This is a genomic window from Streptomyces sp. MH60 (genome assembly GCF_002939385.1).
Taxonomy (GTDB): domain Bacteria; phylum Actinomycetota; class Actinomycetes; order Streptomycetales; family Streptomycetaceae; genus Streptomyces.
This window is the reverse complement of record NZ_MULI01000031.1, coordinates 33180-51454: the sequence shown is the minus strand read 5'-3', so window position 1 is coordinate 51454 and position 18275 is coordinate 33180. Positions and strand designations below refer to the sequence as shown.

16 protein-coding genes and 1 pseudogene are annotated in these 18275 nt (G+C 72.7%); 9 read left to right on the top strand and 8 right to left on the bottom strand.

The window, feature by feature from the left end:
• Positions 1-22 precede the first annotated feature (22 nt).
• From BZZ08_RS20260 to BZZ08_RS20250, 3 genes are all read right to left on the bottom strand, one after another.
• Positions 23-631 carry an Rv1733c family protein gene (locus BZZ08_RS20260; RefSeq protein WP_104633675.1) on the bottom strand — a complete coding sequence of 203 codons (609 nt, stop codon included), beginning with the start codon at positions 629-631 and terminating at the stop codon, positions 23-25.
• Positions 632-845: 214 nt separating this feature from the next.
• Positions 846-1673 carry an MOSC domain-containing protein gene (locus BZZ08_RS20255; protein ID WP_104633674.1) on the bottom strand — a complete coding sequence of 276 codons (828 nt, stop codon included), beginning with the start codon at positions 1671-1673 and terminating at the stop codon, positions 846-848.
• A 42-nt stretch (positions 1674-1715) separates the two neighbouring features.
• The gene (locus BZZ08_RS20250; protein ID WP_198601589.1) at positions 1716-2159 is read right to left on the bottom strand and encodes a DUF6643 family protein; all 444 of its coding nucleotides are present in this window, start codon (positions 2157-2159) and stop codon (positions 1716-1718) included.
• Between the two features lie 296 nt (positions 2160-2455).
• Here BZZ08_RS20250 and BZZ08_RS20245 point away from each other — a divergent pair, with 296 nt between their 5' ends.
• Positions 2456-3754: a TerD family protein gene (locus tag BZZ08_RS20245; protein ID WP_104633672.1), complete on the top strand. Its 1299-nt coding sequence runs from the start codon at positions 2456-2458 to the stop codon at positions 3752-3754.
• 16 nt (positions 3755-3770) lie between these two features.
• Here BZZ08_RS20245 and BZZ08_RS20240 read toward each other — a convergent pair whose 3' ends face one another.
• Entirely contained in the window at positions 3771-5015 is a 1245-nt protein-coding gene (locus tag BZZ08_RS20240) for a glycosyltransferase (protein WP_198601588.1), read from the bottom strand.
• A gap of 39 nt (positions 5016-5054) precedes the next feature.
• Between BZZ08_RS20240 and BZZ08_RS20235 the strand changes: the two genes are divergently transcribed.
• From BZZ08_RS20235 to BZZ08_RS20210, 6 genes are all read left to right on the top strand, one after another.
• Positions 5055-5840 carry a glutamate racemase gene (locus BZZ08_RS20235; RefSeq protein ID WP_198601587.1) on the top strand — a complete coding sequence of 262 codons (786 nt, stop codon included), beginning with the start codon at positions 5055-5057 and terminating at the stop codon, positions 5838-5840.
• A gap of 79 nt (positions 5841-5919) precedes the next feature.
• The gene (locus tag BZZ08_RS20230; RefSeq protein ID WP_104633669.1) at positions 5920-6462 is read left to right on the top strand and encodes a hypothetical protein; all 543 of its coding nucleotides are present in this window, start codon (positions 5920-5922) and stop codon (positions 6460-6462) included.
• A gap of 164 nt (positions 6463-6626) precedes the next feature.
• Positions 6627-8240 carry an apolipoprotein N-acyltransferase gene (lnt, locus tag BZZ08_RS20225; protein ID WP_104633668.1) on the top strand — a complete coding sequence of 538 codons (1614 nt, stop codon included), beginning with the start codon at positions 6627-6629 and terminating at the stop codon, positions 8238-8240.
• A 68-nt stretch (positions 8241-8308) separates the two neighbouring features.
• Positions 8309-8788, top strand: a complete 480-nt coding sequence (locus BZZ08_RS20220) for an NUDIX hydrolase (RefSeq protein ID WP_104633667.1) — start codon at positions 8309-8311, stop codon at positions 8786-8788.
• 54 nt (positions 8789-8842) lie between these two features.
• The gene (locus BZZ08_RS20215) at positions 8843-9643 is read left to right on the top strand and encodes a 3-hydroxybutyrate dehydrogenase (RefSeq protein ID WP_104633666.1); all 801 of its coding nucleotides are present in this window, start codon (positions 8843-8845) and stop codon (positions 9641-9643) included.
• Positions 9644-9699: 56 nt separating this feature from the next.
• Complete coding sequence (locus BZZ08_RS20210) at positions 9700-11604, top strand: helix-turn-helix domain-containing protein (RefSeq protein ID WP_104633665.1); 1905 nt, start codon at positions 9700-9702, stop codon at positions 11602-11604.
• A 42-nt stretch (positions 11605-11646) separates the two neighbouring features.
• On the opposite strand, the gene BZZ08_RS20205 is transcribed toward BZZ08_RS20210, so the two are convergent.
• Positions 11647-13035 carry an MFS transporter gene (locus BZZ08_RS20205; RefSeq protein WP_104633664.1) on the bottom strand — a complete coding sequence of 463 codons (1389 nt, stop codon included), beginning with the start codon at positions 13033-13035 and terminating at the stop codon, positions 11647-11649.
• Positions 13036-13240: 205 nt separating this feature from the next.
• Positions 13241-13363: pseudogene (locus tag BZZ08_RS39590) on the bottom strand (HNH endonuclease); the annotation flags it as partial.
• A 209-nt stretch (positions 13364-13572) separates the two neighbouring features.
• Between BZZ08_RS39590 and BZZ08_RS20195 the strand changes: the two are divergent.
• Complete coding sequence (locus BZZ08_RS20195; RefSeq protein ID WP_104633663.1) at positions 13573-15879, top strand: ATP-binding protein; 2307 nt, start codon at positions 13573-13575, stop codon at positions 15877-15879.
• A gap of 150 nt (positions 15880-16029) precedes the next feature.
• Here the strand turns inward: BZZ08_RS20195 and BZZ08_RS20190 are convergent, their stop codons facing one another.
• Positions 16030-16671: a TetR/AcrR family transcriptional regulator gene (locus tag BZZ08_RS20190; RefSeq protein WP_104633662.1), complete on the bottom strand. Its 642-nt coding sequence runs from the start codon at positions 16669-16671 to the stop codon at positions 16030-16032.
• Positions 16672-16831: 160 nt separating this feature from the next.
• Here BZZ08_RS20190 and BZZ08_RS20185 point away from each other — a divergent pair, with 160 nt between their 5' ends.
• Positions 16832-17569, top strand: coding sequence for an SDR family NAD(P)-dependent oxidoreductase (locus BZZ08_RS20185; protein WP_104633661.1), 738 nt, complete (start codon positions 16832-16834; stop codon positions 17567-17569).
• A 315-nt stretch (positions 17570-17884) separates the two neighbouring features.
• On the opposite strand, the gene BZZ08_RS20180 is transcribed toward BZZ08_RS20185, so the two are convergent.
• On the bottom strand, positions 17885-18211 hold the full coding sequence (locus BZZ08_RS20180) for a hypothetical protein (protein WP_241965521.1): 327 nt from the start codon (positions 18209-18211) through the stop codon (positions 17885-17887).
• Between the last annotated feature and the right edge of the window lie 64 nt (positions 18212-18275).

The following is an 18275-nucleotide window of genomic DNA, read 5'->3' as shown; positions in this document are numbered from 1 at the left end:
GTTGACCGGAGCCCGAAGCCCGTCAACTGCCCGCTCCGGTCCTGCCCCAGTCCGGTCCCGCCCGCTCCCACTCCTGCTCCAGGCGTGCGTACCGGCGGCGGACCAGGCGCCAGACCACGATCCGCCGGGCGGCCTCCACCAGGGCCGCCGTCGCCACCGCGGTGCCGATCCCGGCGAGCACGGCGTGCGTGGCCGCGGTCGCGGAGTCCAGCGGGCGGGCCACCTCACGGCCCCGCGCGTCCGTCCACATCGCGAACCGGTCGCCGCTGTCCGGGCGGTCGATGCCCACCAGGACGGGCCCCTCGTGCCGCGAGCCGTCCGGCCCGGACCAGGCGGCGAGGACGCGGCTGCGCAGCTCTTCGCCGGAGGAGGCACCCTCGGGGTCGACGGTCAGGGGCGAACGCTCCAGGGCCCGGACCACGGTGGCCGTCACCCGGTGCCGCGCCTCGTGCTGTTCGCGCACCGACCGCTGCAGGGCGCTCTGCGCCGCACTGCCCACGAGCACGCCGATCAGGGGCGCCACGAACACGATCAGCAGCAGCGCCGTCAGGGCCACCCATGCCTCGGCCAGGTCGCTCGTGCGGCACAGCGGATTGCCACGCCAACGCCACAGACCTCTGATCGCCCGCACGCACGCACCCCCTTCCCGCTCCGCTCCACCCCCCGTCGAGCCGTTCACAGGGATCCCGGGCGGACCGGACCGCGGGGGCGCCGTCCCCGCTCGGCCCGTCACGGCCGGTTCTCATGAACCTCTCACCAAGCCCAACGCGCGGACCCCGCACCGGGTTCCCGTTACCGGGCCGTTTGTCCGGAACCGGCGCGCGGTCCGGGCGGGCGGCCGCACCTCACTCGATGATCCGCACCGGGTCACCCACCCGGACCGTGCCGCGGCCGAGGGGGACCAGGTTCTGCCCGAACACCAGTTGGCCGTCGACGCGTCGGTGCCGGCCGAGGCTGTGCAGGGGCTCGACGCCGCGGTCCGCGGTGCCCTGGTCGGTGGTCGTCACGACACACCGCCCGCACGGCTTGGCGACCCGCAGGACGACCTCGCCGACGGCAACGCGCGACCAGCGGTCCTCGGCCCAGGGCTCGGTGCCGGAGACGACCAGGTTCGGCCGGAAGCGGTTCATGGGCAGCGGGCCCTCGTCCGCGTGCTCGCCGCGCGCGATCAGGGAGTTGAGGGCGTCGAGCGAGGCGGTGGTGGTCAGCAGCAGCGGGAAGCCGTCCGCGAAGGAGACGGTCTCGCCCGGCAGCGCGTACTCCGGGTCCACGGGGCGGCGGCCGGCGGGGTCGTCCAGGTGCACCAGCCGGACGTCGGCTCCGAGCAGCGCGCTGCACCAGGCGTGCGCGGCCTCGTCCTCGGCGGGCAGTGCCTCGACCTTGTCCCGGAAGATCCGCACCGTCACGGTGCCCGGCGCGCGCGGGACGGGCACCGTGAGCGGTGGCATGCCGGGCGCGGACAGCCGTACGCCGCCGCCGGGCAGAAGCTCGGCGGCGGCCAGGGCGAGGCGCGGCTGCCCGCGTTGCGTGACGACCTTTCCCCCGTCGTCGATCAGCATCCAGCGTCGGTCTCCGGCCGGCCCCCAGGGCTCCACCACGGCTTCCTGGAGCGACAGGCTCCGGAACGCCTTGACCGGATGAACGTGGATCGACCGCAGTCGCGCGTACCCCATGGGGTCATCGTGCCAGGTGGCACCGACAACCCCCAGGACGGCTCAGTAGCCGCGGTACTGCTGCTGGTTGTACGGATCCTGGTACGGCGCGGGGGCCGGCCGGGGAGCCGCGGGGCGCATCGCCTCGTACCCCGCGGGGCCGGGCGCGGCCGGGCGGGGCTGCTGCGGCTGCTGGGGGCCCGGGTATCCGCGTGGCGCGGACGCCTGGTGCGGGATGTACGCGGCGGGGGCCTGCTGCAGCGGGGCGGGCTGCGGGGCCTGCTGCGCATATCCGTAGGAGGGCTGCGAGGGGCCCGCCGGCAGGGCGGGCAGAGCGGACGGCAGCGCGGGCAGGTGGTTGCTGCTCGGCATGTCGTACGCGGCGGGGACCCGGATCGGGGCGATCTGCGGTGTGCCCCGTTCGGCCACGAGCGAGTCGTAGATCGGGGTGTCCGGGAAGGAGGCGGAGTAGTAGCCGCCGCCATAAGTGGAGCGGGGGGAGGTCATGGCCATAAGTTAAGCCCACGATGTGCTGGTTGGGGAGACCGATAAGAGGGTTGTTTTCCGTGTCCGCAGTGACCGGGCATCCCCAATGCGAGCGAACTTGGCAAAATAGGGCGTCAGGTCACGCGATTTTGCGGTAAAGGCCGAGTTCCGGGCGGGTTACCGGCGGTTGACCGAACCTTCCGCCCGGCCTCTTCTTCAGGGGCGGGCGGCCCGGAGAATAGGTTGTGCGTCAGGAACTCGACGATGCGCCGGGACATCACCCGGCCCGGTGACACGTGATGGGGGCGGACATGTCAATGTCGAAAGGATCGAACACCCCGGTGCCGACGACGGCGCTGCGGGTCGAACTGGGCTGGCGGTCCGGACCCGGCGTGCCCGACGCGGACGCCTCCGCCCTCCTGCTGGTGGGCGGCAAGGTCCGTTCCGACGCGGACTTCGTCTTCTACAACCAGTCGGCCCACGCCTCCGGATCGGTCCGTCACGAGGGAAAGCGGGACGCCGGCGGCCGGGTGACCGACAGCCTGCTCGTCGACCTCGCGCGCGTGGAGCCCGCGATCGAGACCGTGATCCTCGCCGCCTCCTCGGACGGCGGATCCTTCGGCCAGGTCCCCGGCCTGTACATCGAGGTGCGCGACACCGCGCGGAACACCGTCGTGGCCCGCTTCGACAATCCCGGCGCGACCGTCGAGACGGCCTTCGTGCTCGGCGAGTTCTACCGCCGCCAGGGCGCCTGGAAGTTCCGCGCCGTCGGGCAGGGTTACGACAGCGGTCTCGAGGGCCTGGCCACGGACTACGGCATCTCGGTGGACGAACCGCAGCAAGCCCCTCCGGCGCCCGCCCCTTCGGCGCCGGTCCCGCCCGCGCCCGCCCCTCCGGCGCCGATGGCCCCGCCGGCCCCGCCCGCGTTCCCTGCCGCGCCGCCCCCGCCGGCACCCTCCGCGCCCCCCGCCCAACCGGTCCGGCTGACCAAGGTCACGCTCACCAAGGCAGCGCCCTCCGTCTCGCTGACCAAGCAGGGCGGCACCTCCGGCGCCATGCGCGTCAACCTCAACTGGCAGGTGCGCAAACAGTTCTCGGGCTGGGCCCGCAAGCTCGGCCGCCCGGTCGCCATGCACGACGACCTCGACCTCGACCTGTGCTGCCTGTACGAACTGAGCGACGGCAGCAAGGGCGTCGTCCAGGCACTCGGCAACGCCTTCGGGGCGCTGCACCAGCCGCCGTTCATCCACCTCGACGGCGACGACCGCACCGGCGCCGTGTCGACCGGCGAGAACCTCACCGTCAGCCTCGACCACCAGCGGTACTTCCGGCGCATCCTCGTCTTCGTGACCATCTACGAGGGCGCCCGCTCCTTCGCCGACCTGCACGCCACGGTCACCCTCCAGCCGCAGTACGGTGCCCCGGTCGACTTCTCGCTCGACGAGTGCACCGTGCCCTCGACGGTGTGCGCCCTCGCGCTGATCACCAACACCGGAAGCGACCTCGTCGTCCAGCGCGAGGCCCGCTACCTGGTGCCCGAGCGCGGCGTGAGCCCGCAGCGGACGGTCGACCACGCCTACGGCTGGGGCATGAACTGGACCCCCGGCCGGAAGTAGGCCGCCCCGGGTGTGCTCAGCCTGCTCGGCCCTCCTCGGGCACGGTGTCCGGACGGGCGTAGGTGCGGCCCTTCCAGGCCGCGCCCCGCCCCCGGTAGTGCTGCACCGCCGAGTCGACCGTCATCAGGAGATAGAGGAACGCGGTGAACGGCAGCAACGGCGCGAGCCACAGGGGCTGCCGGTAGTAGCGCAGCATCGGCAGATACGTCCCCGCCATCACCAGCCAGGCGGCGGCGCCCAGCACGGCCGTGGCGCCCCGACCCGTCGCCAGGCCGACGAGGAACGACAGCGGCGGCACCAGATAGACCAGCGCCAGACCGAGCACCGTTCCGGCCAGCACCAGCGGGTTGTGCCGCAACTGCGCGTACGCGCTGCGCGAGACCATCCGCCACAGGTCGTGCAGCCGCGGATACGGGCGCACGCTGTCCACCCGCTCGGCCAGGCCCAGCCAGACCCGGCCGCCGGTGCCCTTCACCGCGCGGGCGAGGGCCACGTCGTCGATGACGGCGTGCCGGATGGCGTCGGGGATCCGCGCCCGCTCGGCGGCGTCGGCACGCAGCAGCACACAACCGCCCGCCGCGGCCGCCGTCCGCGTCACCCTTCTCCGCCTGCCCCCGGCGCGGCCACCGCCGATCCACCGGAACGGGTACAGCTGGGCGAAGAAGTAGACGAAGGCCGGCACCACGAGCCGCTCCCAGACGCTCTCCACCCGCAGCCGGGCCATCTGGGAGACGACGTCGAAACCGCCGGTGCCGGCCGCCGACACCAATCCGCGCAGACTGTCCGGGGCATGCGCGATGTCGGCGTCCGTCAGCAGCAGGTACTCGGGCTCACGCGCGCGTGCCAGGCCGATGCCGTGCCGCACCGCCCACAGCTTGCCCGTCCAGCCGGCGGGCGGCTCCCCGGGCGAGGCCACGGTCAGCGGCAGCCCCTCGTGCCGCCGGGCCAGCTCGCACGCCAGCTCACCCGTGCCGTCCGTGCTGCCGTCGTCGATCAGGAAGACCTCGGCCCGCCCCGGATAGTCCTGGGCGAGCAGGGACGGCAGGCTCGCGGGCAGCACCGCCGCCTCGTCGCGCGCGGGGACGACGACGCACACCGAGGGCCAGACCTCGGGCTCCTCCCGGGCCGGAAGTCTGACGTCGGTACGCCAGAAGAAGCCCCGGGCGAGCAGCAGCCACAGCCAGGCGGCGAGGGAGAGGGCTGCCACGACGGTCACGACGGAAGTCCACACATCGGCGCTCACGTGCGCAGTCTGCCCCACGGCACCGGCCGGTGGCGGCGCATCGTCTATGGTGGCCGGGTGAAGATCGCGCTCATGGACTCCGGAATCGGTCTGCTGGCGGCGACCGCCGCGGTACGGCGGCTGCGACCGGACGCCGATCTCATCCTCTCCCTGGACCCCGACGGGATGCCCTGGGGCCCGCGCACCCCGGAGGACCTGACCGGGCGTGCCCTCGCGGTGGCCGAGGCCGCCGCCGCGCACCGTCCGGACGCCCTGATCGTCGGCTGCAACACCGCCACGGTGCACGCGCTGCCCGCGCTGCGTGCCCGGCTCGAGCCCGGGGTGCCCGTCGTCGGCACCGTGCCGGCGATCAAGCCCGCGGCGGCCGGCGGCGGCCCCGTGGCCATCTGGGCGACGCCGGCCACCACCGGCAGCCCCTACCAGCGCGGCCTGATCGAGGAGTTCGCCGGCGGGGCGACGGTCACCGAGGTGCCGTGCCCGGGACTCGCCGACGCCGTCGAGCACGCGGACGAGACGGCGATCACCGAGGCCGTCGGCGCCGCCGCCGCCCTCACACCCGGCGACGTGACGACCATCGTCCTGGGCTGCACCCATTACGAACTGGTCGCCGAACGCATCCGCGCCGCCGTACAGCGCCCCCACGCCCCGCGCCTGGTCCTGCACGGCTCCGCCGGGGCGGTGGCCGCCCAGGCGCTGCGCCGGATCGGTGCCCGCCCCGACCCCGGCGCCCCGGCGGAGGGCACCCTGACCGTGCTGCTGAGCGGGCGCGAGGGCACCCTGCCCGCGCCCGCGCTGGCCTACGACGAAGGCAGACTCCTGCGCGCGGTCACGCCGGCCGGCTGACGCTCCGCTCCGCCCGGTCGGCTCAGTCACCCTGCGCGACGAGGTACCCGCGCAGCGAAACATGAGTAACCTCATCTCCATGAGGCATCGCCACGGCGAGACCGTCCCACAGTCGAATGTCTGGACCGGCCGTGCGACCAACCGGGTCCAGTGGTTCCTGGCGCTCATCGGCGCCGCCTGCCTGGCGCTCGGCATCGCCCTGGCCGTCGAATCGGCCTGGGAGTCCGGCGTCGCCCCGCTCGCCATGGCCGTCGTCGGCTGCATCGCGGCGGGGCTGCTGGTCCTGTTCGGCACACTCGCGTTCGTGCACGTCGCGCTGAGAGTCGACGAGGACTGTCTCGAGGTGCGCTGCGGCCACATCGGCGTTCCCCGCCGCCGCATCCCCCTCTCCCATGTCGCCGGTGCCGAGTTCGCGCCGCACGTCACCCCGCGCCACTGGGGCGGCTGGGGCTACCGCTGGCGGCCGGAGATGGGCACCGCCGTCGTCGTGCGGCGCGGTGAGGGCCTGATCCTGCGGCTGTGGGACGGACACACCTTCACGATCACCGTGGACGACGCGGAGGCGGCCGTTCAGGTCATCAAGGACCGACTGCGCCCGAAGACACCGGGCCCGGCCCACTGAACGCTCCGATCGACCCGCTGAGCAGGGTCTGCGGACCGTCCGTCCCGCCGAGGGGGGGGAGAGCAGACCGGGAGTGCCCAGCCGCCCGGGAGGCCGTTGGCGAGCAGGTCGGGCCGACGGACCGTCCTGTCCGCGGCCAGGTCACCCGCCGTACACTCCGGGGGGTGACAGCCACCGCAACCTCCGTCGGCGAGTCGGACCGGACAGAGCCGCAGACCACGCCCGCCTCCCGGGCCGTCGCGCGGCTCGTGCGCCTCGTCCCGGCCGCCGCCGCGGCGCTCTCCGGAGTGCTCCTTTACATCAGCTTCCCGCCGCGCACCCTGTGGTGGCTCGCGCTGCCCGCCTTCGCCGTCTTCGGCTGGGTGCTGCGCGGCCGCGGCTGGAAGGCGGGCCTCGGCCTCGGCTACCTCTTCGGCCTCGGCTTCCTGCTCCCCCTGCTGGTGTGGACCGGCGTGGAGGTCGGCCCCGGCCCCTGGCTCGCCCTGGCCGCGATCGAGGCGCTCTTCGTGGCGGCCGTCGGCGCGGGCGTCGCCGCGGTGTCGAAGCTGCCGGGATGGCCGGTGTGGGCGGCGGCGCTGTGGGTCGCGGGTGAGGCGGCACGCGCGCGCGTGCCCTTCGAGGGTTTCCCCTGGGGGAAGATCGCGTTCGGTCAGGCGGACGGCGTGTTCCTGCCGCTCGCGGCGGTCGGCGGCACACCGGTACTTAGCTTCGCGGTCGTCCTGTGCGGCTTCGGTCTCTGCGAGGCCGTACGCCTGGCCGTCCGGGCCCGCCGCGGCGACAAGGTGCGACGCGGTGCCGCGGCGGTGGCGCTGCTCGGCGTGGCCGTGCCCGTCGTGGGCGCCGTGGCCGCCCGACCGCTGGTCAGCGACACGGCGGAGGACGGCACCGCGACCGTCGCCGTGATCCAGGGCAACGTGCCGCGCGCGGGTCTCGGCTTCAACGCCCAGCGCCGCGCCGTACTCGACTACCACGCGCGCGAGACACAGCGTCTGGCCGCGGAGGTGAAGGCGGGCAAGGTGGCACGCCCGGACTTCGTGCTCTGGCCGGAGAACTCCTCGGACATCGACCCCTTCGCCAACGCCGACGCCCGCCGGATCATCGACCGGGCCGCCCAGGCGATCGGCGCGCCCATCTCGGTCGGCGGCGTCGTGGAACGCGACGGGAAACTGCTCAACGAGCAGATCCTGTGGGACCCGGACAAGGGCCCCGTCGACACCTACGACAAGCGGCAGATCCAGCCCTTCGGCGAGTACCTGCCGCTGCGCTCGCTCATCGGGGCGATCAACGACACCTGGACCACCATGGTCAGCCGGGACTTCAGCCGGGGCACCGAGCCCGGCGTGTTCACCATGGCCGGCACCAAGGTGGGCCTGGTCACCTGCTACGAGGCGGCCTTCGACTGGGCCGTGCGCTCCGAGGTCACCGACGGCGCCCAGCTGATCTCCGTGCCCAGCAACAACGCGACCTTCGACCGCAGCGAGATGACCTACCAGCAGCTCGCCATGTCCCGGATCCGGGCGGTCGAGCACAGCCGGACCGTCACCGTCCCGGTGACCAGCGGCGTCAGTGCGATCATCATGCCGGACGGCAGGATCACCCAGAAGACCGGCATGTTCGTGGCGGACTCCCTGGTGCAGGAGGTGCCCCTGCGCTCCTCCGAGACGCCCGCCACCCGGCTCGGCATCGCACCCGAGATCGCCCTGGTGCTGGTCGCCGCCGGTGGGCTCGGCTGGGCCGTCGGCGCCGGTGTGCGCGGTCGACGCGCCCGCGACGTGTAGCCGTACGCCCGCCGCACGCCCCACGAGATCGTCGGGAGCGGTCGGGCCGCCCCGTTAGGGTCGGACGCATGGCTACTCCCGATTTCATCCGCGACCTGCGCGCCTCGGCCGGACACCAGCTCCTGTGGCTCCCCGGAGTCACCGCCGTCGTCTTCGACGACGAGGGCAGAGTGCTGCTCGGCCGACGGTCCGACAACGGGCGCTGGTCGTTGATCGGAGGCATCCCGGAGCCGGGGGAGCAGCCCGCCGCCTGCGCCGTGCGCGAGGTCGAGGAGGAGACCGCCGTCCAGTGCGTCGTCGAGCGACTGGTCCTCGTGCAGGCGCTGAAGCCGGTCACCTACGACAACGGTGACGTCTGCCAGTTCATGGACATCACCTTCCGCTGCCGGGCCGTGGGCGGCGAGGCCCGGGTCAACGACGACGAGTCGCTCGAGGTGGGCTGGTTCGCGGTGGACGCGCTGCCCGACATCAAGGAGTTCGGGCAGACCAGGGTCAAGCAGGCCCTGTCCGACGCCCCCACATGGTTCGAACCCACTGGTTCCCTCTGAAGTATGGGGCGTGCCCACATGGGGGACGGGGTGCACGCTGCCTAGGGTCGGGACATGACCTCGCCCAGCGTCCTCCAGGCCCCCCACGCCTCCTCGCTCGACCTCCACGGCCGCACCGCCCTCGTCACCGGTGCCGCCGGCGGCATCGGCCGTGCCTGCGCACGGCGGCTGGCCGCCGCCGGGGCCGAGGTCAGAGCGGTCGACCGGGACGCCGCCGGTCTCGAGGCGCTCGCCGGGAGCTGTGGGGACCTCGCGGGCCGTGTCGAACCGCAGGTCCTGGACCTGACCGACCTGGACGCCGCCGAACGCGCCGCGGCCGGCACCGACGTCCTCGTCAACAACGCCGGGCTGCAACTCGTGCGCCCCCTGGAGGAGTTCCCGCCGGACGTCTTCCACACCGTGCTCACCGTGATGCTGGAGGCACCCTTCCGGCTGATCCGCGGCGCCCTGCCCCACATGTACGGGCAGGGCTGGGGCCGCATCGTCAACATCTCCTCCGTCCACGGCCTGCGTGCCTCGGCCTACAAGGCGGCCTACGTGTCCGCCAAGCACGGCCTGGAGGGCCTGTCCAAGACCGCCGCCCTCGAAGGCGCCGCCCACGGCGTCACCTCCAACTGCGTGAACCCCGCCTACGTCCGCACCCCGCTGGTGGAGGGGCAGATCGCCGACCAGGCCCGGGCCCACGGGGTCCCCGAGGAGCAGGTGCTCTCCGACGTACTGCTGCGGGACAGCGCCGTGCGGCGGCTGATCGAACCCGACGAGGTCGCCGAAGCGGTGGCGTACCTGTGCGGACCGTACGCCTCCAGCCTCACGGGAACCTCACTCGTCCTGGACGGCGGCTGGACCGCGCACTGAGCCGGGGTTTTCCACAGGGCTGCCGGGACGGGCGGGTGATGGGGAATCCTGTGAGCATGTCCCGTGATCACGCGCAGTCCGCCGAGACGCCGTACCTGGAGCTGTTGGCCCGCGGCGCCTCCGCCGACGCCTACGAGCAGCCGGTGCTGCTCGCCCGTGCCGAGGGCGGACCGGCCGAGCGGATCGACGCGCTCGAACGGGCCAAGCACCTCGCGCTGCGGGTGCGCTCGGAGCTGGAGGGCCGGCGCAGGCGCGAGGCCGAGCTGTCCGCGCTGTTCGAGACCGCCCACGACCTCGCCGGGCTGCGCGACCTGGACGCGGTGCTGCGGGCGATCGTGCAGCGGGCCCGCTCCCTGCTCGGCACGGACGTCACCTACCTCAGCCTCAACGACCCGGAGCGCGGCGACACCTACATGCGGGTCACCGAGGGCTCGGTCGCCGCCCGCTTCCAGGCCCTGCGGCTCGGCATGGGGGAGGGGCTCGGCGGCCTCGTCGCCCAGACCGCCCGCCCCTACGTCACCGACGACTACTTCGAGGACGCCCGCTTCCAGCACACCGGCACCATCGACGCGGGCGTGCGCGACGAGGGCCTGGTCGCCATCCTCGGCGTCCCCCTCATGCTCGGCCACCACGTCATCGGGGTGCTCTTCGCCGCCGACCGGCGGGCCCGGGTCTTCGAACGCGAGCAGATCGCCCTGCTCGGTTCCTTCGCCGCCCTCGCCGCCGCCGCCATCGACACCGCGAACCTGCTCGCCGAGACCCGCTCGGCCCTCGCCGGTCTGGAACGGGCCAACGAGATCATCAGGGACCGCAGCGGCGTCATCGAACGCGCCTCCGACGTCCACGACCGGCTCGCCGAGCTCGTCCTGCGCGGCGGAGGGGTGCACGACGTGGCCGCCGCCGTCTCGCAGGTGCTGGACGGCACCGTGGAGTTCACCGAGGCCGCCGCGGCGCCGGAGTACGCGCTGGAGGCATCCCGCGCGGACGGGCACGTGGTGCGGCACAAGGACGACTGGATCGCCGCCGTCGCCGCCGGTGACGAGCTGTTCGGCGCCCTCGTCCTGCGCGGCCACCCCGGCCTCGACCCGGTCGACCAGCTCACCCTCGAACGCGCCGCGATGGTCACCTCCCTGCTGCTGCTCGCCCGCCGCTCCGCCGCCGAGGCCGAACAGCGGGTGCGCGGCGAGCTGCTGGACGATCTGCTCGACGCCCGCGACCGCGATCCCCGCCTGCTGAACGACCGGGCCCGACGGCTGCACGCCGACCTCTCCGTCGCCCACGTCGTCCTCGTCGCCCGCCTCGACGCCACCTCGGCCGACGCCGACCAGGAGGCGGACGCGCGCCGACGCCTGTGGGCCGCGGCCTCCCACCTCGCGGCGACCCGGCACGGCCTGGCCGCCGCCCGGGACGGCGGCACCGTGCTGCTGCTGCCCCTGGCGGACGGGGACGGGGCCACCGATCTGGCCCGCCGCACCGCCCGGCACCTGGGCCGCGCGGTGCACGAGGCCGTCACCGTCGGCGCGTCCGCCCCCGTGCCGGATCTCGCCGCCCGCCCCGACGCCGTGGTCGCCGCCTACACCGAGGCCGGACGCTGCCTGGACGCCCTGCGCCTGCTGGGCCGGGGCGGGGACGGCGCGGCGGCCGAGGACTTCGGGTTCGTGGGCCTACTGCTGGCCGGGGAGCAGAACGTGCCCGGGTTCGTCGACCGCACCATCGGCCAGGTCGTCGCCTACGACGAGCGGCGCGGCACGGAACTCGTACGCACCCTCGACGCGTACTTCGCCTGCGGGATGAGCCCCGCCCGCACGAAGGAGGCCCTGCACGTGCATGTGAACACCGTCGCCCAGCGCCTGGAGCGCGTCGGCCGGCTCCTGGGCGAGGACTGGCAGAGCCCCGACCGCGCGCTGGAGATACAACTGGCCCTCAGACTCCACCGGTTGGCGGCCCCGAAACGGCACTGACCCCCGCACGCACGGGCGTACGGGGGCAGGTGACGGGACGGCTCAGACGGTGCGCGCCCGCTGCGCAGCGGAGTCGGACACCGGCCCGGGCACGTCTCCGTCGCCGGACACGGGGTCGACGTCCGCGAGGTCCCGGTGCCGGGTCTCCCGGGCGACGCCCACGGCGAACAGCGTCAGTACGGCCGCCGCGATGACATAGAGCGAGATCGGCGTCGAGCTGTCGTACTCGGACAGCAGCGCGGTGGCGATCAGCGGCGCCGGCGCACCCGCCGCCACGGAGGCGAACTGGGCGCCGATCGACGCCCCCGAATAGCGCATCCGGGTCGCGAACATCTCGGAGAAGAAGGCCGCCTGGGGCGCGTACATGGCGCCGTGCAGCACCAGCCCCACGGTCACCGCGAGCAGCAGACCGCCGAAGCGACCGGAGTCGATCAGCATGAAGAACGGGAACATCCACAGCCCGACACCGGCCGCGCCCAGCAGGTACACGGGGCGTCGGCCGATCCGGTCCGACAGCGCGCCCCAGGCCGGGATGACCGCGAAGTGCACGGCCGAGGCGATCAGCACCGCGTTGAGCGCGGTCTGCTTGGAGACGTCGGCAGCGGACGTGGCGTAGACGAGGATGAAGGCCGTGATGACGTAGTAACTGATGTTCTCCGCCATCCGCGCGCCCATGGCGATCAGCACGTCGCGCCAGTGGTACCGCATCACGGCGACCAGCGGAAGCGGCTCGGCCTTCGCCTTCCGCGTCTCCGCCTGCGCCAACGCCTGCTTGAAGACCGGCGATTCGTCGACAGAGAGACGAATCCACAGACCGACCATGACCAGGACCCCGGAGAGCAGGAACGGTATCCGCCAGCCCCAGCTGTTGAACGCGGCGTCCGACAGCACGGCCGTCAGCAGCGACAGCACACCGGTGGCGAGCAGTTGCCCCGCCGGCGCCCCGGTCTGCGGCCACGACGCCCAGAACCCGCGCCGCCGCGCGTCCCCGTGCTCGGACACCAGCAGCACGGCCCCGCCCCACTCGCCGCCGAGGGCGAAGCCCTGGACGAGCCGCAGCACGGTCAGCAGCACGGGAGCGGCCGTGCCGACGGTCGCGTGGGTGGGCAGCAGTCCGATCGCGAAGGTCGCCCCGCCCATCATCAACAGGCTCAGCACCAGCAGCTTCTTGCGCCCGAGCCGGTCACCGTAGTGCCCGAACACCAGGGCCCCGACCGGCCGCGCGGCGAACCCGACGGCGTAGGTCAGGAAGGACAGCAGCGTCCCGACCAGCGGGTCGGAGTCCGGGAAGAACAACTCGTTGAACACGAGCGCGGCGGCGGAGCCGTAGAGGAAGAAGTCGTACCACTCGATGGTGGTGCCGATGAGGCTGGCGGCGACGATGCGCTTGAGGTTGTTCGGAGCTGGTGGAGCGGTTGCGGGCGACGACATCGGCACCACTTCCTGGGGATGTATGGGGGCGGTTGGGTATCGCCATACCGTAGGAATCCGCAGGTCAGGCGCACATGTGGCGGGGCAACATAGTTCGAGGGTTGGCTATGCGTGTGGCCACCATGCCGACTCATGGATAGGAAGTCGTAAGTCCTCGTACTCGCACGGATCGAAGTCCTGCGCCTACCCTGCGGGAAGCCGGTTCGTACGCCTTCCGCCGCTTGGCCGACCACGTGGACGCGCCGCTGTCCCGAGCCTCGGCCAGCGGACCCAGGTGGTCGATGTCCAGACCCGAGGCCGACGCCACGCACACCTGGTCGTAGTGCGACTACCGGCCGCCCGTCAGCCGTCAGGGGACTCCACCGTCACCGGCACGGTGCAGTCGGCATACCGGTATCCGCGTGCCGCATCGCACGTGCCGTATTGCACGCGTGGTCGTTGGCCGGTTCTCCCGGGTTGTGAGTGGCCGGATAGTATGCGCTTCAATCACCCGGGTCGCTGTGAGGCGTGGTGGGGTGGCGGCGGGGAGGGGGCGGCGTGGCCGGTGGGCAGGTGGCGTTCGGTGCCTTGCTGCGGGAGTTGCGGCTGGCTGCGTCGCTGACGATCGAGGGTCTGGCCGAGACGTCCGGTGTGAGTGTGCGGGGGATCGGGGATCTGGAGCGGGGCCGGCGGGCGGCGCCGCAGCGGCGGACGGTGGCGGCTCTGGCGGACGGTCTGGGTCTGGGCGAGGCGGATCGCGAACGGCTGCTGACCACCGCGCGGACCGGGCGGGTCCCGGGCTACTCCCCCACGGGGGTGCGGTCCTTCCCCCGGGGCATCGACGACTTCATCGGCCGTGAACACGAGATCAAGCAGCTCACCGACCTGGCGCGACCGGCCGGTGCCGGGGAATCGTGGGGGCCGGCCGGGCCGACGGTGGTGGTGATCTCGGGACCGCCCGGTGCCGGGAAGACCACGCTCGCGCTGCAGGCGGCGCAGGCCGTGGCCGGCGCGTTCCCCGGCGGCCAGCTGGTGGTGGACCTGCGGGGCATGGCCGACGATCCGCCCGGCCCGGCGGCACTCATGCTCGGTGTGCTCAAGGCACTGCAGGTGGCCGACCGCGACCTCGCCAGAGTCGGTCCGGAAGGGCATCCGGAGCTGTACCGGCACCTGCTGGCCGACCAGCGCTGTCTGCTGGTCCTGGACAACGCCCGCGACGAGGCGCAGGTGCGTCCGCTGCTGCCCAGCGCCGGCACCGGTCTGGTCCTGGTGACCAGCCGGCGCATGCTGACCGGCCTGGACAGCGTCCGCCGTCTGCCCCTTGCCGAACTCGGCCCCGAGGAGGCGACGGCCCTGCTGGCCGGCCTGGTGGGCTCCGACCGGGCCGGGGCCGAACCCGCCGCCCTGGCCGAGGTCGCCGAACGCTGCGGCCACCTGCCCCTGGCCCTGCGCGTGGCGGGCAACTGGCTGGCCACCCGCACCGGCCGGAGTGTGCGGCACCTCGCCGACCGCCTCGCCCACGAGGACCGCAGACTGCAGGTGCTCTCCGCCGGTGACGTGCACGTCTCCGCCGCCTTCGCCCTGTCCTACCAGCAGCTCACCCCCGCGGCCGCCCGCCTCTTCCGGCGTCTGGCCCTGGTGCCCGGCGCCGACACCTCACCGGCCGCCGCCGCCCGGCTGACCGGCCAGGACGTCTACGACACCGAGGACACCCTGGAAGAACTGGTCGAGACCGGACTCCTGGGCACCACAGGCACCCGCTACCGCCTCCACGACCTGCTGCGCCTGTACGCCCGCACCTGCCTGGACGCGGAGGAGGGTACGGGCGACACGGACGCCGCCCGCGTGAGCCTGCACGGCTGGCTGCTGGAGACCGCGATCGTGGCCGGCCGCTGGTACGAACCCGACTACGGCGCCCTGCCCGACGGCTGGGACGGGGACGTCGACCTCTCCGGTCCGGATCCGGCGCGTGCCTGGCTGCAGGCCGAGGGCGACAACTGGCTCGCCGCCTACCGCACCGCCGCCGCCACCGGCGAGCACACCACCGTCGTCGAGGTCGCCGAGGCCCTGCACTGGTTCTCCGACCAGTGGATCTTCTGGGGCCACTGGACCGAGATCTTCGACACCGCCGCCCGAAGCGCCCAGGCCCTCGGCGACCCGCTCCTCGAAGCCACCCAGCTCAACTACCACGCCTGGGCCCTGTACCTGATCGAGGGCCGCCACCACGACAGTATCGACCGGGCGGCACAGGCCCTCACAGCCGCCGAACGCGCCGGAGACCTCAACCAGCAAGCCTGGTCGCGGATTTACCAGTCCTCCGCGTACCGGGCACTTGAGGACTTCGACCGGGCCATGGAGAGGACTTTGCAGGCGGCCGACCTGTTCGAGGCGGGAGGAGACCTCAACGGTTCCCTACAGACCCGGTTCACCGTCTGCTCAGTCCTGGTGAAGACCGACCGGCCCAGCGAGGGCCTGGCGTTCCTCGCGGAGACGTTTGCATTCATGGACGAGGCCGGTGACCGCATCACCCCCCACATCGCCCACTTCGCCAGCGTCCAGATGCACTCGGTCTCCAGCGACGCCCACCGCTCGCTGGGCAACTGGGATGCCGCGGTCGATCACCTGCATACCGCACTCGACCTGAGCCAGGACAACCCCGGGATGTCCAGCCGGCTCCTCAACAAGCTGGGCCACGCCCTGACGGACGCGGGCCGCACCCAACCCGCCCGGGAAGCCTTCCACTCCTGCATCGCCCTCGGCCCGGACGCCGACCCCTCAAAGGTCGCCGACGCCCATGAACAACTCGCCCTCCTCGACGCAGCATCCGAGCCACCCCCGTCACCCTCGGGATCATCCTCACCGTAGCCCCGACGGTACGGCCGGTCCTTCCCCCACAGCGCCCGCACCCCTCTGACCGTGCCTCCGCGTGCAGCATCTGCCCGGGCGGGAACGGCTGGTACGTCAGTCAATACAGGGGCGGGAACCGGCCGCCGTGCCACCGACGGCGTGCCGGGGTCAGTCCTGTGGAGAAGGCGCCGGCAGGCGCAGCCGGGCGGGCGGTGGATGCGGCAGGGCGCGGGCACCGGAGTCGCGCAGGCCGTCGAGGGCCAGTTCCAGGTAGCGCCGCCACAGTTGCGGGTCGGTGTCCAGCAGAGGGGCCGCCGTCTGGTGGATTCCGCCGAGCAGCAGCGTGATGTCGGTGCCCGTGACGTCCGGGCGGACGGCGCCCTGCTCCTTCGCCCGGGCGGTGAGGTCGTCCACGACGTCGCCGAGGCGGCCGATGGCGTCCCGTACCTCCGCCTGCTGCAGCGAGGGCCGTCCGATCACATCGCAGAACGCCTGGTCGGCGGCGAGCGCCTCGACCCCCGCGGTCATGAACTCACGCAGCGCCGCGCCCGCGTCCTCAGCCCGCGACAGGTGTGCCGCCAGGTCGGTGAGCCGGTCGAGCAGTTGCAGCATGATAGCCGCGAGCAGATCGTCCTTGGACGCGAAGTGCCGGAAGACGGTGCCCTTGGCGAGGCCGGCCCGCTGGGCGATCTCGCTCATCGACACATCGACTCCGCACTCGGCGAAAGCCTCGGCCGCCGCCGTGAGCAGCAAGCGCCGGTTGCGGACCATGTCGGCCCTGGGGCCGGAAGCGGGCGTCGTGTCAGCCATGTCACCTCTTTTCGCCCTGAACCTACACCGAAGATGACCGCGGGGTCATCTCTGGGTGTTATGCTCGGGAAACATGACCGCCCGGTCACTTTAGGTCGGAGCGGATTGCCTCATCGGCCTCGGGCCCGATCGCCCGACGGCGACAACTCTCGGAGGAGACATGAGCACCACGCTTGACAACAAGGTCGCCCTGGTCACGGGGGCATCCTCGGGCATAGGCCGGGCGACGGCACTCGCCCTGTCCAAGGCGGGCGCCCGGGTGGCCGTCGGCGCCCGCAGGGCCGACCGGCTGGACTCCCTGGTCCAGGAGGGCTTCGGCGAGATGCTCGCCCTGGAGCTGGATGTCACCGATCCCCGCTCCGTACAGGACGCCGTCGCGGCGACCGTCGGACACTTCGGCGCACTCGACATTGTGGTGAACAACGCGGGCCTCATGCTCAGCGGAGCCATCCTGGGCGCGGACACCACCGAGTGGACGCGGATGGTCGACACCAACCTGCTGGGGTCGATGTACACGGTGCACGCTGCGCTGCCCCATCTACTCGCGGCCAAGGGGGCCGTGGTGCAGGTCTCTTCCACCTCGGGACGCATCTCATCGGCGGCGAGCGGTGCCTACGCGGCCACCAAGTTCGGCATCACCGCCTTCACGGAGGCGCTGCGGCAGGAGGTCACCGAGCAGGGCGTACGAGTTGTCGTCATCGAGCCGGGATTCGTCTCGACCGAGCTGACCAGCCACATCACCGATCCGGTCATGCAGGCCGCGGCGAAGAACATGGCCGAGTCCATGCGGACCCTCGACCCGGACGACATCGCCGCGGCGGTCCTCTACGCGGTCACCCAGCCCGAGCATGTCGCCGTCAATGAGATCCTCATCCGTCCCACCGATCAGACCCGCTGACGGCCGGCGAACCGGACCCGTCGGCGCCACCGGGGGCCCCGCGTCGCGTCCGGTGACCCGAGGCCGTGCGCTCAGGCCACGTGCCCACCACCACGGCTGTGCACACGATCGTCACCTCCCGGGACCACACCGTCGCCGAGCGGTCGACGCCAAGGCCGCTGTCGGCAAGATCCTCACGATCGCCGACGGCGGCTACCCGGCCATGCTCGGCAACGCCCGGGACGACCCTTGGCGCTCCTGTACTCCCCTGGGAATACCGCCTCGCACGGTGCCCTTGGTGACGCGTTGGGCTGACCTCGTCACAATGCGCCGGTCTCAGCCGCGACCGGCGCGTCGAGCACGGTCGCGGGCCTCACCGGCAACGATGCGCCGCTTGTCCCGCCACAGCTGCTTGCGTTCCTCCGTCGTGAGGTTGTCCGCGAGGCGGTTCACCTCGCCCCAGGCCGCTGACCGGGCCGCGCGGGCAGAGGCCCAGTCACCTCGCTCGATGGCCGCGCACAGGTCTTGCATCAGCGCCAGCAGAGGCTTGCGGGCCTCCTTCTGCCGTCTGCTGAACGGTACCGGTTTCACGGTGGCTCGCCGCTGTTCCCAGTCGGGCCCGCCGGTCAGCAGGTGCACGCGGGGGCGCGATCGGTGAGTCATGACCCATTCTCCTTCCTCTCGCACCACTGGCAGGCGGGCTCCCGCTCGGTAACGAGATCAGGTA

What these genes read in the sequence shown, in the direction of transcription:
- BZZ08_RS20255 (WP_104633674.1), bottom strand. Translation starts at nt 1,673, where the DNA reads ATGGGGTACGCGCGACTGCGGTCGATCCACGTTCATCCGGTCAAGGCG.
- BZZ08_RS20250 (WP_198601589.1), bottom strand. Translation starts at nt 2,159, where the DNA reads ATGACCTCCCCCCGCTCCACTTATGGCGGCGGCTACTACTCCGCCTCC.
- BZZ08_RS20245 (WP_104633672.1), top strand. Translation starts at nt 2,456, where the DNA reads ATGTCGAAAGGATCGAACACCCCGGTGCCGACGACGGCGCTGCGGGTC.
- BZZ08_RS20230 (WP_104633669.1), top strand. Translation starts at nt 5,920, where the DNA reads ATGAGGCATCGCCACGGCGAGACCGTCCCACAGTCGAATGTCTGGACC.
- BZZ08_RS20220 (WP_104633667.1), top strand. Translation starts at nt 8,309, where the DNA reads ATGGCTACTCCCGATTTCATCCGCGACCTGCGCGCCTCGGCCGGACAC.
- BZZ08_RS20215 (WP_104633666.1), top strand. Translation starts at nt 8,843, where the DNA reads ATGACCTCGCCCAGCGTCCTCCAGGCCCCCCACGCCTCCTCGCTCGAC.
- BZZ08_RS20210 (WP_104633665.1), top strand. Translation starts at nt 9,700, where the DNA reads ATGTCCCGTGATCACGCGCAGTCCGCCGAGACGCCGTACCTGGAGCTG.
- BZZ08_RS20205 (WP_104633664.1), bottom strand. Translation starts at nt 13,035, where the DNA reads ATGTCGTCGCCCGCAACCGCTCCACCAGCTCCGAACAACCTCAAGCGC.
- BZZ08_RS20190 (WP_104633662.1), bottom strand. Translation starts at nt 16,671, where the DNA reads ATGGCTGACACGACGCCCGCTTCCGGCCCCAGGGCCGACATGGTCCGC.
- BZZ08_RS20185 (WP_104633661.1), top strand. Translation starts at nt 16,832, where the DNA reads ATGAGCACCACGCTTGACAACAAGGTCGCCCTGGTCACGGGGGCATCC.
- BZZ08_RS20180 (WP_241965521.1), bottom strand. Translation starts at nt 18,211, where the DNA reads ATGACTCACCGATCGCGCCCCCGCGTGCACCTGCTGACCGGCGGGCCC.